At 54.9% G+C, this 17,607-nt stretch carries 8 protein-coding genes; 4 read left to right on the top strand and 4 right to left on the bottom strand.

From position 1 onward, the window contains the following. Position 1: 1 nt before the first annotated feature. Entirely contained in the window at positions 2-2,308 is a 2,307-nt protein-coding gene (locus tag J4G78_RS14505) for a TonB-dependent hemoglobin/transferrin/lactoferrin family receptor (RefSeq protein WP_207987227.1), read from the bottom strand. A gap of 348 nt (positions 2,309-2,656) precedes the next feature. On the opposite strand from J4G78_RS14505, the gene J4G78_RS14500 reads away from it, so the two are divergent. Then, a complete protein-coding gene (locus tag J4G78_RS14500) occupies positions 2,657-4,420 on the top strand; it encodes a flavin-containing monooxygenase (protein WP_207987226.1) in 1,764 nt (587 codons plus the stop codon). A gap of 31 nt (positions 4,421-4,451) precedes the next feature. Here the strand turns inward: J4G78_RS14500 and J4G78_RS14495 are convergent, their stop codons facing one another. Next, positions 4,452-7,289 (bottom strand): MASE1 domain-containing protein, encoded by a 2,838-nt coding sequence (locus tag J4G78_RS14495; RefSeq protein WP_207987225.1) that lies wholly within the window; start codon positions 7,287-7,289, stop codon positions 4,452-4,454. Between the two features lie 307 nt (positions 7,290-7,596). Here J4G78_RS14495 and J4G78_RS14490 point away from each other — a divergent pair, with 307 nt between their 5' ends. The 3 genes from J4G78_RS14490 to J4G78_RS14480 are packed head-to-tail and all read left to right on the top strand — an operon-like array spanning position 7,597 to position 13,273. Then, a complete protein-coding gene (locus J4G78_RS14490) occupies positions 7,597-10,728 on the top strand; it encodes an efflux RND transporter permease subunit (protein WP_207987224.1) in 3,132 nt (1,043 codons plus the stop codon). Beyond that, a complete protein-coding gene (locus J4G78_RS14485; RefSeq protein WP_207987223.1) occupies positions 10,725-11,879 on the top strand; it encodes an efflux RND transporter periplasmic adaptor subunit in 1,155 nt (384 codons plus the stop codon). Before J4G78_RS14490 ends, J4G78_RS14485 begins: the two co-directional genes overlap by 4 nt. A 5-nt stretch (positions 11,880-11,884) precedes the next feature. Beyond that, positions 11,885-13,273 carry an efflux transporter outer membrane subunit gene (locus tag J4G78_RS14480; RefSeq protein ID WP_207987222.1) on the top strand — a complete coding sequence of 463 codons (1,389 nt, stop codon included), beginning with the start codon at positions 11,885-11,887 and terminating at the stop codon, positions 13,271-13,273. A gap of 43 nt (positions 13,274-13,316) precedes the next feature. Here the strand turns inward: J4G78_RS14480 and J4G78_RS14475 are convergent, their stop codons facing one another. Continuing rightward, positions 13,317-16,526 (bottom strand): amidohydrolase family protein, encoded by a 3,210-nt coding sequence (locus J4G78_RS14475; protein WP_207987221.1) that lies wholly within the window; start codon positions 16,524-16,526, stop codon positions 13,317-13,319. 98 nt (positions 16,527-16,624) lie between these two features. Continuing rightward, complete coding sequence (locus J4G78_RS14470) at positions 16,625-17,527, bottom strand: histone deacetylase family protein (RefSeq protein ID WP_207990756.1); 903 nt, start codon at positions 17,525-17,527, stop codon at positions 16,625-16,627. Between the last annotated feature and the right edge of the window lie 80 nt (positions 17,528-17,607).

The raw sequence follows: 17,607 nt of genomic DNA, 5'->3' as shown, positions 1-17,607 counted from the left end.
TCTAGAATGACAAACTGATCGACACGCTGGCGTTCCGGCCAGGCTGTGTAAAGGCATCGAACGGAGGCTGTGTCGGTAAACCGGCGACGTTGAGCGGCGCGTTTTCTCGCAAGCCTCTGACATCACTCCACAAGGAATATTTCTTGTCAGTGATATTGAATATACCGGCACGGATCTTGACGTTGTCGGTAACCCGGTAAAATGCCGTGGCATCAATCATAGCAGATTCTTGCGGTCGGAAACAGGCGTCGGCACAGACGCCAATAGTCTCATTCGCTTCTTTGCGTGCATTATAGCTCACGATAAGCTCGCCGCCGAAGCCGCCGTCGGGATCGCGATAGCCAACGCCCAAAATCGCATTGAGCGGATCGATGGTCGAAAGAGATTGGTCTGGCTCGCCCGGCCGGCCAGTCTCACCATCTGCAAAAGCAATGGCAAAACGAGCGCGAAAGCCATTATCGGCCTCGTAACTGGCTTGGGCTTCAAACCCTTTTACCTTAACGTCGACGATGTTGACGAACTGAAAAACCGCCGGATCGCCGGGCCGGAATGATCCACCGACTTGTTCCTGACTGATGAAATCATCATAGTCCGCGTAGAAGCCGATCAGCCCAAGACTTATACCATCGGCCACATATCTTATGCCGGCTTCAAAGCTGGCACTCGTTTCCGGTGTGAGGTCAGGATTGGGCGCTGACGTGTAGCCAAAGGCGAGATTTTCGAAGAAATTATTGACCTGGCTCGGCGTTGGTGCGCGGAATCCCTGTGCGTAATTTCCGAACAGGCGCACATCACCCAATTTGACAACAGCGCCCATTTTTGGCGAGAATTTTGAGCCATTTTGACCGCTGGGCGTGAATGTCGGTAGCAAGGGATCGTTGCGGGTGGGGTTAAGGTCATAGAAATCAAAGCGGACGGCAGGATATAAAGTGACTATTCCCTCGCCAAATTCTATCGCGTCGCCGAGATAAAGTCCGCCTAAGGTAAAATCGGTAGATGGAAAAGCCCGGGAAGGAAAAACTTCTCCAAAGGGCGGTTCAACGCCGTCACGCAGGCCATCTTGCTCTGTCTTGCTAACGTCGCCGCCAAAGGTCAACGTGTGCTTAACCGCCCCGGTATTGAACGTGGAACGAAAGTCGGCAACCGCGCCATACACCGTATTGTTGAAGGTATTTAATCTTTCCCGGTCCGGGCGCGGCGTTGCGCCGGTTGGCGAGCGGTCTTCATCCGCAAATTGACTGTCTTTGCCATCCTGCCAATAGGCAGCAAGATGGGCATAGTCGATAATCCCACCGCTTTCTTCGCCTGCATCATAAGTATAATCGATCGACGCGCGGGCTCGTTCGGTCTCATCATTTGCGGTCAGGCTATCAACAATCCAGCTGGGCGTCGGCGGGATCGCAGGATTGGAAGGAGGGCCAAAGGATAGAAAAACCGGACCGCGCCCAGAAAGAATGTCGGAGAAGACCTCCCGCTCGAGATATTCGCCCGTCAATCGGACCTTATGATTGTCATTCTCCCAAACGAGCTTGCCCAAAAAGGCGTTCGACGCTCCATCTTGTGGATTTGGTGTTGATCTGTTTACCCCTTCGCCACCAACTGTGCCTTTGTTATCCAGCTCTTCGAAATCACGGCGCGAATAAGCCAACATAGCGGAGAAATTTCCGGTTTGGCCCGCCAAAGCAATGGTTTCGGAAAACTCCTGATCTGCGGAACTATAAAGTGCTCGTGCAAAGCCGCCGAAGCTATTTCCCTCGTTGATAAGATCGACCGGATCAGATGTAGTAAAACTAACCACTCCGGACAGGCCGTCGCTGCCATAAAGTGCCGACGCGGGACCGCGCAATATTTCCACCGACTTGATCAAACCAACATCAGTTGCGTTGCCACGCCCGACATTCTGTGCACCAAAACTAAATCCCTGCGGCGACCTGATGCCATCGACTTGAATGAGCACGCGGTTGCCGCCGATGCCGCGAATGTTGAAGTCTTCGTTCCCGGCGCGGCCCGTGGTTCCAAGCGCGGCGCCAAAGCGTGCCGGCGCACGGCGCACTGTAATGCCCGGTTCAAAGCGAATGATGTCACGGACATCTGTTGCCAATTCATCCGCGATCCGTTCTTGATCAATGACGGTCACGGTCGCTGGCGCATCTTCAATTGCTACAGGTGCACGCGTCGCGGTGACCGTGATGGTGTCATCTTCAAAAACGGAGCCAGCATCATCAGCAGCCATTGCCGCCTGAGAGAAACCAAATGCTAGAAAGCTGCAGGAAAGCACCATCGCTCTGCGCCGGAAGTTCAAATTCATTTAGATTCCCCTTTTTCTATTCGCATTAATGCTAATGCAAATGATTCTCATTTGTAATTAGAGCTCGGGATTGGAGTCTGTCAATCGAGTTTTTTATATTCGTTGAGACCGGCTCTGAAATATTCGCTTTCAGGGCAAAATCGACATCCCGTTATCATTTACTTCCCATTCAAACACACACGACTTGATGGCAGCAAAGAATTGAAAGTGAATTTGCAATTCCTGCCGCACGGCGCTTAGGTCATGTCAATTGGACTAGTGGCAATAACTGGTTATCAAGCCTTATGAAGCGCAAATATATCAATGTTCACATTGATCAAAAGTGCCTCTCTGGGGAAATGAGATAGAATGGCAGACACGAATCCGGGCGATTTAGACGTCCATCTATGGACTGCAAGATTTGCTGCACTATTGGCCAAAGCCGATGGGGTAAGCGCAAGCACGCTTTTTGCAAAACAAGCGGCCTGGCGCGATCTGCTGGCTTTTACATGGACGATCAAGACCTTTGAAGGACGCAATGCAATTGGCGATTTGCTGCGCACAAAGCTTACTAATATTGACCCGACGAACTGGGCAGTCGAGGCTGAACCGGATGCCGATGAAGGCTGGCTCAGTTTTGAAACCAGGTTCGTCCCCTGCAAAGGCTATGTCAGGCTCGAAAATGGTCAGGCTTTGACATTCTTCACGGCGCTTCAAGACCTACACGATCACGAAGAACCAAGCGGCAAGCGGCGTCCGTCCGGATTATATGATGATGACGGGGATAAGGAGGGGGGCACACGCAATTGGCGCGATCGTCAACGAAATGAGCAAGCATCTCTGGGACGGGACCGACAACCCTATGTCCTGATTGTCGGCGGCGGTCAGGGGGGATTGGCCCTGGGTGCGCGATTGAAGGTCAATAATGTGCCAAGCCTGATTGTGGATCGCCATGATCGCGCAGGCGACGCGTGGCGCACGCGCTATAAATCTCTGACGCTCCATGATCCGGTTTGGTATGATCACATGCCCTATATTCCGTTTCCCGATAGTTGGCCGATCTACACGCCAAAAGACAAGCTCGGCGATTTTCTGGAAGCCTATGCCAAGATCATGGACCTGAATATCTGGAATGGTACCGAATTTACCGCAGCGTCCTATGACGAGGAAAGCAAGCGTTGGAATGTGACAGTTGAACGGGACGGCGTGCCTCTGCAGCTACAGCCGACGCACATCGTCATGGCGGTTGGCAATGCCGGGTTTCCGCGCAAACCGGATTTTCCGGGCGCATCTGACTTTACCGGCGAGCAATATCATTCCAGCGAATATACCAGCGGCGAAGAATTTGCTGGCAAACGGGTCGTCGTCATTGGCGCCAATAATAGCGCGCATGATATCTGTGCAGATCTCGTCAACCACGGCATCCAACCGACCATGATCCAGCGCTCTTCAACGCTGGTACTGCGCGGATCCACCAACAGCAAGATGGCACGCCCGCTCTATTCCGAAGAAGCGGTTGAACAGGGATTGACGACAGACAGAGCGGATTTCCTCAATGCCTCCATGCCGATGCGAATGAGCGAGCAAGCGCAAAAGCAAATCTGGACACAGGTTGCGAAATCCGATGCTGACTTTTACGCATCGCTCACGAACGCTGGCTTCCAGTTGGATTTTGGCGAAGACGGCACTGGCCTGTTCATGAAATATCTCCGAACTGCATCGGGATATTATATCGACGTCGGCGCAGCAGCGATGGTGGCCGATGGCCGGATCGCGCTGAAATCCGGTGTTGAGGTCGAGCGACTCACAGATACGGCATTGGTGTTGAGCGACGGATCGGAATTAACCGCCGATGCGATCATTTACGCTACCGGCTTTGGATCAATGGAACAATGGGTCGAACGTCTAATATCACCAGAAGTTGCCAAGAAAATCGGCCCTTGCTGGGGATATGGCTCTGGCACAACGGGTGACCCGGGGCCCTGGGAGGGTGAAATTCGCAATATGTGGAAGCCGACGGCGCAAGAAGGTCTGTGGTTCCACGGCGGCAATTTACAACAGTCGAGATTTTACTCCCGCTATCTGGCGCTTCAATTAAACGCGCGGTTTAAAAATGTTGAGATTGCGATCTGAGGCCGTCCGCCAGTCAAACAACGGAACACCATCAAGCAGCTTTCAAAAAATCACTCATCGCACTTTCAAGCCTTTCCAGATTATTGGCCGCTTTCCACTCCAGCATCTGTGTTTCAATTTCGCGCGCCTGATCACCTAGTTCAGCCTCACCAAAAAACGCTGCTGTGCCGACAAATTTATGGAGAAAGTCTTTCGCTTCGTTAAGATCGGTCTTGGAATAGGCTTTCTCTTGGATCAGGCTTTCCAAGCAGTCGACAAGCTCGCTCTTGCGATCAAGATATTTTTGCTGAAGTCCGTTGCTCATCTGCATGCCGGCCGATTTTGACGCGCTGACATCCTTGTTCATTGCGGCAAGCTTATCCCCACTTTCAGGCTTGTTCTCTCCGTCGGGTTTGATCCACCGGTCCAACTCCTGTTTCAGCTTATCGATCATGATAGGCTTTGAAATGTGGGCTTGCATGCCAGCGGCAATGCAATTTTCTATATCTTCGGCATAAGCGTTTGCGGTAATCGCGAGTATCGGCATCTGCTCGGCTGTTATGCCTTTCTTCCGAATAATCTCGCAAGCTTCCAACCCGCCCATTATCGGCATTTGCATATCCATCAATACCAGATCAAACAGCTGACCCGAGGCTTGTGCCTCGTCGACTTTTTCCACAGCCTCCACCCCATTTACCGCCAAAATGGTCTCATATCCCATTTTGGTTGTCATGGCCGTTATCAGCACCTGATTGATATCATGATCCTCGACCAACAACAGGCGCTTTTGTGATTTTACGGGCGGTTGCGCGACTGGATTTGATCTATCCCGTGGGGAACTCTCATGTTGCTCATCATCGATTGTTGCGGAAAATTGCAATGTAAACGTCGTGCCGTGGCCTTCTTTACTCTCCACGGTTATTTTCCCGCCCATCACAGCCGCTAGTTGTTGGCTGATGGTCAAACCCAGCCCGCTGCCACCAAACTCCTCAGCTGTATCGGGGCGAGCCTGCTCGAAGGGATCAAAAATGGCCGCCAGCCGATCTTCTGATATTCCGATCCCACTATCTTGAACGGAGATATTGACCATAACGCTATCCACATCGTGAGGCGTGGCGAAGGCCTTTAACCTCACGGCACCCTCATGCGTAAATTTCAAGGAATTACCGAGCAGGTTCAACGCAATTTGCCGCACGAAACTGCAATCCCCAATAACATGGTCCGGAACTGATGGGTCAATCTCGAGATGCAGAGCCAGATTCTTCTGGTCAGCGGTGGGCGCCATCAAATCGCAGCAGCTGCGTAGAACGTTTCTCATATTCATTGGCTTGGATTGAGATCGGGCATTTCCCGCTTCAACCTTTGAGATATCAAGGATATTGTTTAACAAGCGCATCATCGCGTTGCCGGAATCGTGGATCATCTGCATCTGGACACGTTGTTCCTCGGTCAGCTCACTTTCCAACAAAAGCTGTGTGAAGCCCAATACACCATTCATTGGTGTCCTGATCTCATGGCTCATACTGGCAAGAAAACGGGTTTTTGAATGCGCTGCTTTTTCAGCATCGCGGCGCGCCGATACGAGGTTTTTTTCCATTGCCTTGCGTTGGCTGATGTCCCGGATATTTCCAATTGAACCGAGATAGGCACCGCTATCATCAGTGAGCCTGGAGAGGCTCAGCTCGACATCAAATACCGATCTATTTTTGTGCTGAAATTGCCATTCAAATTGACATTGTGTCTCCTCACCCGACCGGATGGGGCTTAGCTTTTCGCGCAACAAATCAATTTCGCCGTCCACAAGGACATTGGAAACATGCTGCCCGATACTTTCATCCACCGACCAGCCTGTCAGATTTTCCCACGCCGGGTTGAGGAACACCCATGCGCCTTCTTCGTTTGTTCGGAAAATCACTTCCTTCATATTTTGCAGCATAGAGTCGCTGAGATCCTTATACTCTCTTAGCTCACCACGCATTTTTGACTTGTCCGCAAGAACTATCGAAACGGGAATGCCCACGGCAAAACACGATAATAGAAATATTTGTAAGACAAATAATTTGGTCGAAAGAGAGATATCGAGGGCATAGAATGGGCCAAGCTTCAGTGCGGCGCATAATGCAACAATGATCGAAATCTGAATGATTGATAAGGCTGTGCCCCAGATACCCAAGCGAAATGCACTAAGCAAAACCATCGGCGCGACGAGAAAAAACGCGGGAAAAGACATTATCCCAAATAGAAAGCCGGTCAAAAGAAACGTGATTGTTTGAATTACAATCCACTCTTTCGTGTGGGATTGATGGCGTATGGTTGCTGGCGCATTGCCATCTGCCTTTAAGCGAATACTGTCGATGATCATCATCGTAGCTGGGCCCAACAGGAGCATACCCAAGCCGTCCGTAGCCGACCATTGTATCCAAAAAGAGAGAATGTTGCCGGTGCTGGCATCGGCCAAATATAATGCCGCAATCAAACCCGAGGCGGCTGGCGCCAAAAGGCCGCCAATGAGTGAAAATTTACCGAGATCAGAAAGGCTTTGCATGTTCGGTCTCGCAAGGCCGATTTTCCGCATTGCAAGCCAAATCACAATTATTTCAAACTGGTTTATCATTGAAAGCATGCTGGCATGCATGACAGTATCGCCGACCATCAAGCCAGCGGCTATATTTGCCAGAAACGCTGCTGGTAAAAAACCAATCGCCTTTCGCGCTTCACTTCTGAGAAGTACGGCGACCATCACGGCATTAGCAAGCCAAACAACAGCTACACTGTCATCACCCCGCGTGAGGGCCACACTGACCCACGCCAGACCGCCAAAAACAATGGCGACCATTAAAGTTGCGAACAGATTTCGCAGAAGGTCGTTACTTCGCAATTGCACTTTCATTCAAGCAGACCGATCCCTTGTCTTTTGAGCCTATTAGGTAACGGTCAAACGACGCCATGATTAATGGGTTCATCGTTTCAAAAAAGAGCAGCAGCGCTTTTGAAAGCGTCGACCTGGCAGCGCCATCTGATCCTGAAAGCCGATGCCGTTAATCGAAACGACCACAACCTTGGTCGAAATCACCTGAGCAAGTATCGTTTGTTACGATAATCCGTCCGTTCACGTTGCTTGAGGCATATTGGAGCCGGGAGGGTATCTACATGCGGAAGCCGAAGACTCGGTTGGATAATTGCGCTGGTGCAGGACAATGAGCCTCACCAACATTGCCCTGAAATATCCCGCTGCTATTGCGGCCGCGCTGGCTTTGATCGCGTTGATTGGTATCGTCTCGGCCTTCAGCACACCGATACAGCTTTTCCCCAATATCGACCGCCCCAGCCTGAGCGTACAGGCTGGTTGGCGGGCGGCTAGCCCCAAAGAAATCGAATCTGAAATCACCATCCCGATTGAGGATGAGCTGCGCGGACTGCCTGGCCTGACCAGCGTGCAATCTTGGTCCAACAACGGCAATGTCTGGCTCAATCTGGAATTTGCCCTTGGCACCAATATGGACAAGGCGTTTGCGCAAGTATCAAGCCGTGTCCAGCGTGTGCGCAACTGGCCGCTCGACGCCGATCGTCCTTCGGTTGGCGGGGCCAATGGCGATCAGGGCGAGTCTCTCATATATTTGTTTCTTCAGGCTTTGCCCGATAGCAATCTGGACTCAGAAGCGCTTGCGACCTTTGCCCGCGATACCATCGCTCCGGAGCTGGAGTCCGTCGAAGGCGTCCAAGGTGTTAGCGTCGAAGCACCGACTGGCGAACGGATATTGCGCATTCGCTTTGATCCATGGCGGCTTGCTCAGCTTAATCTGACCATCGAACAGCTGTCTGCTGCTGTTGGTCGGTTTCAGGATGTTGGTGGCGGCACGGTCGATGTCGGGCGGCGTGGTTATGCTCTGCGCTTTGAAGGGAATTTCTCGGCTGAGCAAATCGGTGACCTGACTGTTGCGCAACGCGGGTCGACCGTGATCCGGATGCGCGACGTCGCCGATATCAATGTCGGTCCCGACAAAGCCTTTGGCGTTACCTATCAAAACGGCAACCCGGCAATCGGCATGCGGGTCGTGCGCCAACCGGGCAGCAACACGCTCGATGCCATTGACGGGGTTCTCTCCACCATAGCCACGTTCAACGAGAATGAATTGAACAGCATGGGCGCCAGGATCGAGAAGAGCTTTGATCCGTCCGTCTTCATCAAACGCGCGCTGTCTTTTCTGAGCGGGAACCTGTTGCTCGGAACTTTGCTTGCCATCGGCCTGCTCTGGTTGTTCGTCCGGCGCTGGCGCGCGACATTCATCATCGCAGCCACGGTACCGATCTGTCTTTTGGCGACCCTTGCCGTGATCGGCATGACGGGCCGCACGATCAATGTGATCTCGCTCGCCGGTCTGGCTTTTGCAACCGGCATGGTGCTTGATGCCGCCATTGTCGTGATGGAAAATTTCGTTCGCTTGCGCAATCACGGGCGATCACCCGGAGCAGCCGCGATAGAAGCGGTATCGCAAGTTTGGCCCGCCCTGTTTGCGTCAACCGCCACCACCGTCGCCATCTTCATCCCGATCATGTTTATCGAGGACGTTGAGGGTCAACTGTTCGCTGACCTCGCTTTGACGATCGCCATTTCCGTTGTTGCCAGCCTGATTGTGGCGGTGACCCTATTGCCAGCGGCGGCGCGCCATTATGGCCAGATTGATATGGAGGATAACGAACGTCGCTGGGATGGCTATGCCGACCGCATATTTGCCCTCATTGACAGCAAGAAGAAACGGAAAATCTGGATTCCTTCGCTGATCCTTGCGCCATTGGTCATCTCTTATTTCCTATGGCCGCAAACCGATTATTTGCCCGATGTGAAGCGCGATGCGGTGGATGCTTGGGTCGGATTACCATCGGGCGCGACACTGGAATCGGCGCGAACCGAAATTGCCGAGGAAGTTGTCGAGCGCCTCGATCCCTATTTGAAGGGCGAGAAGCAGCCGGAGCTGCTCAACTATTATCTGTTCGTCAATCCATGGGGCATCAACACGGGGATCCGGATCAAGGATCAATCCCGCATTGATGAGATGACGGGCATTGTAAATAATGAAATATTGGCTGGCTTCCCGGATGTACAGGCTTTCGCCCAACAGGGCAGCCTGTTTGGCAATTTCGGCGGCAATGGGTCGATTGAGCTTTATCTGCAGTCGGAAAATGATGAAAATCTGAGAGAGGCCGCGCTGGTCGCAACCGATACCATTCAGGCGGCTCTGCCCGGTGGCATGGTGCGGCCCAATCCCGATCCCAATGTGGTTGTTCCGGAACTGCGGCTCACCCCGAATGATCGCCGCATCGCAGAACTGGGCATGACCCGCGATCAGGTGGGACGCGCGGTTCGTGCTTTGGGCGATGGTCTATATTTGGGAGAATATGTTTCCGATGGCGAACGGATGCGGGTCATCATGCGCGGCTCAGAAGCGGCTGATCCAGAAGCAATTGAAAGCGCGCCGCTTGTCACCCCAAATGCGGGTACAGTGCCGATGGGCGAAGTAGCGACTCTGCTGCGCGGGGTTGGGCCGACACAGATTAGTCATGTGGACGGGCGCAAGACGGTGACTCTCAATATCAGCCCGCCGCCGGGCATGGCCTTGGGTGAAGCGTTGGAGATCATCCAGTCGACGGCCGAACCTGCTATCCGGGATGCGCTGCAAGGCAGTGGCACATTGCGCTATGGCGGTGATGCCGATGCGTTGATCAAGGCGATAAAATCGCTGAGCACCAACTTCATTCTGGCCGCCGCTTTATTGTTCGTCATCATGGCTTCAGTATTCCGGTCCGCCCGCGATGCGGCGCTGGTCATCATCGCTCTCCCCCTCGCAACGGTTGGCGGCGTGATTGCGATCCAGATACTCAACCTGTTCAAGCCAACACCGCTTGATCTGCTGGGTATGATTGGCTTTGTTATCCTGCTCGGCATTGTGGTGAACAATGCGATCCTGCTGATGGCACAGGCCCGTGAGAGCGAACGCGAAGGCATGGACCGGTCAGAAGCCGCGCGCACCGCGCTGCGTTTGCGCCTGCGACCAATATTGATGACTACCGGCACGTCGGTCATGGGCATGCTCCCGCTGGCGCTGGTACCGGGCCCGGGTAGTGCGATTTACCGCGGTTTGGCCGTCATCATTGTCGGCGGCGTATTGGTCTCGACAATTTTCACCTTGGTATTGCTTCCTGCGCTGATCCAGCTGGGATCGGCGAAGAAAAGCAAACCAAGCGAACCAGACACGCCTGACAGACCAAAAACATCCCCCGAGCCCGAGCCAAGTTTTGGCGGCGGACTATTGCCGGAGCCTGCTGAATGAGTTTTGCCTTACCCGATATGATCCGAGACAATTTGCGCTGGATAGCGATTGGCGGCGCGTTGATAATCGTCGCGCTCGCTTATTTTCTATTCTTCGCGTCCGATGCGGCGGAAGGGCAGGGTGGACCGGGGCAAGGTGGCCCACCTCCGGCCATAGTCACGCTCGCGAAGATCGAGAAATTGGCGCTTACCCCTGATTTCACCGCCCCCGGAGACATTGTCGCCAACCGCGATTCTGTGGTCGCGGCAGAGGTTGCCGGACGCATAGAAACCACCCTGGACATCGGCGCGCGCGTCAATCGCGGCATGGTCATTGCCGTGATTGATGATCGATCCGCACGGCTGGCCAGAGACCAGGCGCGCGCCGAGGTTGCTCGCCTGCAATCGGATCTGACCTATCAGAACCGGCTGGTCGGAAGACTCCAGCAATTGCTCAAAGAAGAAGCGGAATCCGAAGCGTCTCTGGATGAGGCGATTTCCGCGCGGGACCAGACCCGGGCACGTTTGGCCGCTGCGACAGTCGCTTTGGAAACCGCGCAAGTGGATTTGGCGCGCACCCGCATCCGGGCGCCATTTGCCGGACAGATGGTAGAGCGCCGCATTGAAGTGGGCGAATATGCGACGCCAGGTCGTGAAATTGGTCGAATTGTCGGCAGAACGGGTTCTGAAGCCCGCGTTCGCGTGCCGATCGCCGTCGCCGGATCACTCTCGCCCGGGCAAGAGGTCACCATTCTCGCCAACGGAGAACGGCGGTCGTCTCGCGTGCGGACGGTTATTGAGACCGGTGATGAAGTCAGCCGCACGGTTGAAGTTCGCGCACCCATGGGTAGCCATAACCTGAAAATGGGCAGTGCGATTTCGATCACTGTGCCGACCGGGGTCGAGCGCGATGTCTTGACCGCGCCGCGGGATGCTTTGGTGCTGCGCGATAGCGGTATTTTCGTCTATGTGATCAATCCTAAAGACAAGACCGCCAAGCGCATCGATGTGCAGGTTGGCGAGCCTGCCGGTGACCGGGTCGCCATTTCCGGACAGATTGCTGCCGGTGATATGATCGTGGTGCGCGGCGGGGAACGGCTGCGCGATGGTCAAAATGTGACTTGGGACGATGGCAAGAAAGCCAAAGCCAAGCCAGCGGCGTCCGCAGGATGACCGGCATGAGTTTGCGCGCATTTCCGATAATATGTCTCATCGCTTTATCGGCCTGTTCCATCCGGGGCGGTCCCGACCTTGATAGGACCGCTATTCCGGCGGCTCCAGATGGCTGGGCATCGCGCCCCGACTTGCCGCTGACCAATGCTGATAGTTTGCAAGCCGGCACGATCAGCAATGGTTGGATAATGAAATTTGGTGACGCGGATTTGGAGAGCGCCGTTCAGGAAGCCTTTGCCAATAATCGAAATTTGCAATCGGTCTTGGCCCAGTTGCGCGCGTCGCGTGCCGCCATGCGTGTGGCCCGTGCCGATCTGTTTCCCACCATTGATCTATCGGGAACCGCGACCGATGCGGAAAATGCAGCGACCGTGTATGACGGCGCGCTCGAGGCCAGTTGGGAAGTCGATATCTGGGGCCGCAACCTTTCCCTCGCTCGCGCCGGCAATGCGGAAGCCAAAGCCGCTGCGGCGGATTTTGCCGCCGCCCGTCAAGCGTTGGCCGCTGCAGTAGCGCAAGCCTGGTATGATCGCAGCGCGGCGCGCATTTCTCTCGGTCTGGCAACCAGTGATCTGGAGCGCCGCAAGGACACGTTACGGATAACCAATGCGCGTTTTCGTGCCGGCCTAGCGTCTCGTCTGGATGTCCGGTTGGCGCAGGTGGCTGTGTCCAACAGCGAAGACCGATTGGAAACCGCCTTACGCACGGCCCGAAACGCCGCTCGTGCATTGGAGGTTCTGATCGGACGTTACCCATCCGGTGATGCTGCTGGCGCGGACGATCTGGTTATGCCGCAGCCACTACCCGATATTACGGCACCGGTGTCAGTTCTCGCTGGCCGACCAGATTTAATTGCCGCCGAAGCACGCGTCAATGCCGCTGGTCTGCGCGCAGTGGATGCCCGGCACGCGATGTTCCCGCAATTGACCCTGCGCTTTGAGGCTACGACCCGTAGCGGCAATTTCGGTGACCTGTTTGATCCCAGCACCTATATCAACGCCATATCTGCTGGCCTGCTACAGCCACTTTTCAGAGGTGGTGAATTGCTCGCAGAAGCCGACCGGCAAGGCGAACTCGCGAAGTCGGCACTGTTTGACTATGCGCAATCAACCTTGACGGCCTTTCAAGAAGTCGAAGACCGGCTTGATGCCGAGGCAACGCTTGAACGGCAAGTTGCCTCGACCGCCACAGCCGCCGAAGAAGCGCGCGCAGCGGTAGATTTGACCCGCAGCCGCTACATTAATGGCCGTTCTACGATCTTTAACCTCTTGGACGCGCAAACAACGGCCATCGCATCGGAAACGCGGGCCATCGAAACCCGCCGCGCCCAAATCGAAAATCGCATCAACCTTCACCTCGCCTTGGGTGATGAGCCTTTGCCCGCTGAAAGCTGATCGAGCGCGCGCTCTAAGACAGGCCCGCTGCCAAGCGCCTTCTTTACTCCCACCAATAGACCATCCGCCGCCGGTCGCCTGTCACAACTTCATTCATTGTCACCGGGTCATACATCCGCCCATTGACCATCACTCGGTGGATCTTATCGCTATTGCGGATATCTGCTGTCGGATCGGCGTCGAGCACGACCAGATCGGCCAGTTTACCTGCCTCAAGAGATCCAATCTCATCCGCCATACCCAAAGACTTGGCCGAATCAATCGTGCCCGCGCGCAGAGCCTGTAGCGGCGACATGCCGCCACGAACAAACGACCATAATTCCCAATGCGTCGCGATCCCCGCTTGTTGACCGTGAGCACCAATGGATACAAGCACACCCTTTTCGGCCAGCTTCTTGGCTTCGCGGGCGTTGTCGTCATCGACAAAGTCCTCTTCCGGCGCCTTCGTCCGGCGTACGTTGGCGGCGGCCAATTGTTTGGGCGGTGTGTGCGTCAACAACGGATGTTTGAAAACATCGGTCGCCTGCCGCCAATAGGGATCACCGGCAAGGCCGCCATAGCTGACCACTATGGTTGGCGTGTAGTTTGTCTGTGATTGCGCGAACATCTGGACAACGTCGTCATAGAAGATATCAAGCGGGATATTATGTTCGAGCGTTGAGTTACCATCAGCAATCAATGCCATGTCCATGCCATAAAGCGATCCGCCCTCCGCCACGACCAGCATGTCTTCCAACCGCGCGGCTTCGACAACCTGCTGCCGCTGTTCCCGGCGCGGCTGATTATAGTTTTTGACGCTACTGCCTCCCTGCGCCTTTAGTCGCCGGACATGGTCTAGCGCATCATCGAGATTGTTGATTTCCGCATAAACACGTGGCGCTTTGGCACCATAGACGATTTCGCCGGTGGAGAAGATGCGCGGTCCGATCAGCTTACCTGCCCGTTGCATTTCCGCCGCGACGAAAATTTCGCTGGCTCTGCTGGAAGGATCGTGAATGGTCGTGGTACCGAGCGCCAGATTCTGGATCAAGGACCAGTTTTGCTGGGGCACCAGCTCGTCCGTGCCCTGTGCACCGTGGGCATGAGCATCAACATAACCGGGGACAATGGTCTTGCCGGTCACGTCCACAACCGTCGCGCCCGCCGGCACGGAGGTATTTCCGCGCTGTCCAATCGAAATGATTTTATTGTCCCTGACGATGATCGTCCCGTCTTCGACGATCCCACCCATATCGTCGCCCATCGTGATCAACCGAGCGCCAACCAAGGCGATTGTGCCATTGGGTTTATCAGCGTCGATGGTTCGTTCCAGAGAGATACCGCTGGTCGGTGGGGTAAATTTTGGTGCGTCTTTGGCGGCTGGCGCGTTGGGGAACAACGCATTGGTTTTCGCAGTGAATACCTGCGGCCCGATGCTCCAGTGCAGCTGCTGCCCGTTTTGCGACCAGTGGATATAATCCGCGCCGCCCTTACTGACCCGCGTCACCGGCAGCGATTTGCTATCCGGCGCAACCGCCACCGCTTGCGTGCCCGGCAATAGCGGCATGACAAAGGCTTCGTAATTCTGGCGGAAGGCAACATAATGCCCGTCTGGCGAGACGATATAATCATTGGCCAGCTCGCCGGTCGCATGGGTGCGTTTCGCCTCACCATTAAGGTCGCTGCTCATCAATACGCGCTTATTTTCTTCCTGCGCCATCATAAACACCCGGTCGCTGCTCGCGCCATATTGCGGGCCAGCCGCGCCCTTGGCCACGCGTTCAGGCGTGCCGCCGGATGCGGCGACGCGATAGACGCCGTCCTCCACCGAATAATCTGGCGAGGTCAGATAGCCGCCGCCCTGCATTTCGAAAATGATCGTGCGGCCATCGGGGGAGAAATGCGGCCGGGCATAATGACCGGGGCGATTGGTCACCACGCGGGCCGAACCGCCCGATGCGTTGACCGTCTTGATCCGGCCAAGATTATTGTCCGTCCAGCTGACAAAAACTATCGAGCGGCCATCACGGGACCAGGACGGGAACAGTTCACGTTCACCATCACTATTGGTCAAGCGCCGTGCCGCGCCACCGCTCATTGGTTTGATGTAGAGTTGCCCAAGGCTCTCGAACACAACCTGTCGGCCATCAGGCGACACCTCGGCAAAGCGCGGCATCTTGGCGGTGAAGCTGTCGGGTGCCACAGCGATTTTCGGATGCGGAGCATTGGCAACGCCGCGCGTATCATTAATCGCAAAGGGAATGACCGATGCACCGGAGCCATCGGCGGCAACCTTGCGGATTTTGCCGCCAGCCCAGAACACCAGACTGTTGCTGTCCGGCGTCCAGTCCATATTGGGATAGACACCAGTGACCGCCCAGGTTTCCTGTACATCCTGATCGAGATCATCGTAGATTTTGCGTTCTATGCCGGTCGCCAAGTCTTTGACATAAAGCTTGGACTCGGTCCGTTCCCGCCGGACAAACGCAATGCTATTTCCATCGGGCGACGGTGTTGGCCGCACTGATCCACCGAGGCCCGATACGGCTGTGGAGATTTCACCGCTTTCCAGATCATATTCCTCAATATTGAACAGATCCGTGTTGGAATCCTGAGCATAGATAAACTGGCCGCCCGGCGTGATGTTGCGGGTATAGTAAAGTGACTTACCATCGGGCGCGTAAATTGGCTCGCCGAGTTCTTTCTGATGCTGCTCATTGGGTTTCTTGACTAGCACCACCCCTGCCCCGCCAGACACATGATAGACCCAGATTTCGCCCGTGCCGAGCGAACGGCCAGTGGTGAAGTGTTTCTTGGCAATGATGTAGCGGCCATCGGGGCTCCAGCTTGGCTGATAGAGCAGACGGAATTTCTCTTTGGTGACCTGCCGCTTGTCGCTGCCATCGCGGTTCATGATCCAGATATTGTCGCCGCCGCCGCGGTCCGAGGTAAAGGCGATCCGCTTGCCATCAGGGGAAAAACGCGGCTGGACTTCCCAAGCCAGTCCCTCGGCAATCCGGGTCGGTGTGCCGCCCGCCATCGGCATGGTGTATACATCCCCAAGCAGCGCAAAAGCGATACTGTTACCATCCGGGCTTACATCTACATCGATCCAGCTCCCCTCATCCGTGTTTATCGGTACTTGCTTGATCGTCGCGCCTTTGGGCGCGTTGACGTCCCATTTTTCCTCTTTCGCTTTGTCATCAGCAGGTTGGGCATAAGCCTGACCGGCAAAAGAAATGGCGGCAAGCGCGGTGATCAGGTGATATTTCATGCGGACTCCCAATAGCTTTATGACGGCTTTATTTTATGTCGTAGATAAACAACAAAATTAGGCTGATGAACAGGAGAAATTTGGCGGCGGGCACATAATCAGATTCGGCTATTTTCGTCCGCCATCGTTAGCATCGATAACGCATGGCGCTTGGCTACCGCTATATGGTCATGCCCATAACCACCGCCCAGAGCGCTGGCCACGGGAATATTCCTGCCTCGCACCTGCCGGATGACGTAGCGCTCTCTTGCAACCAGCCCTTCATCCGTTAGTCCCAAACGCCCCAATCGGTCATCGCGATGCGGATCTACGCCAGCTTGATAGAGAAGCAAATCAGGGCTAAAATCATCCAATATCATCGGGATATGGCTGGACAACAGTTCCAAATATCCAGCGTCATCGATCCCATCCTCCAAACCGATATCCAAGGTGGAGCGCGCTTTGCGCACTGGGAAGTTTTTTTCCGCATGGACGGAAACTGTCATGATATCGCTGCGCCCGGCGAGCAGCGAGGCAGTGCCATCGCCTTGATGCACGTCAAGATCGAGGATCAGAATACGGCCAACACCTCCCTCGGCAATCAGGCGGTTTGCGCTCACCGCCAAGTCGTTAAACACACAATAGCCCGCCCCGGTATCGGCGAGGGCGTGATGGCTACCCCCTGCGCTATTGGCGGCATAGCCGAATTCAAGCGCGAGCTTCGCCGCCAGCCATGTGCCGCCTGACGTAAAGCGCACACGCTGCGCAATTTCTGCCGATACGGGAAACCCAATGCGTCGTTCTTTTTCATAAGGCACCGTCGCGGACAGCACTTGATCGACATAATCCGGGTCGTGCACCGCCTCCAGCCAATGGCGCTCCATGGCGTGGGGAGCGTGGACCATATGCTTGTCCGAAAGCTCCTTCACCGCCTCCATAACCAGCCGATATTTATCGAAGGCGAAACTACCTCTCGTGGGCGGCGGGGCGACATAGTCGCTGTGGTGCACAATATGCAACATAGCAAGGGGATAGAACAGCTTGGGCAAAAAAGACACTGTCCCTTGCGCCGTATCAGGGACGTCCGCCGACAGCCGAAGAC

Source organism: Parasphingorhabdus cellanae (genome assembly GCF_017498565.1).
Taxonomy (GTDB): domain Bacteria; phylum Pseudomonadota; class Alphaproteobacteria; order Sphingomonadales; family Sphingomonadaceae; genus Parasphingorhabdus; species Parasphingorhabdus cellanae.
The sequence above is the reverse complement of the archived record's forward strand: the minus strand, read 5'-3'. Positions and strand labels throughout refer to the sequence as shown.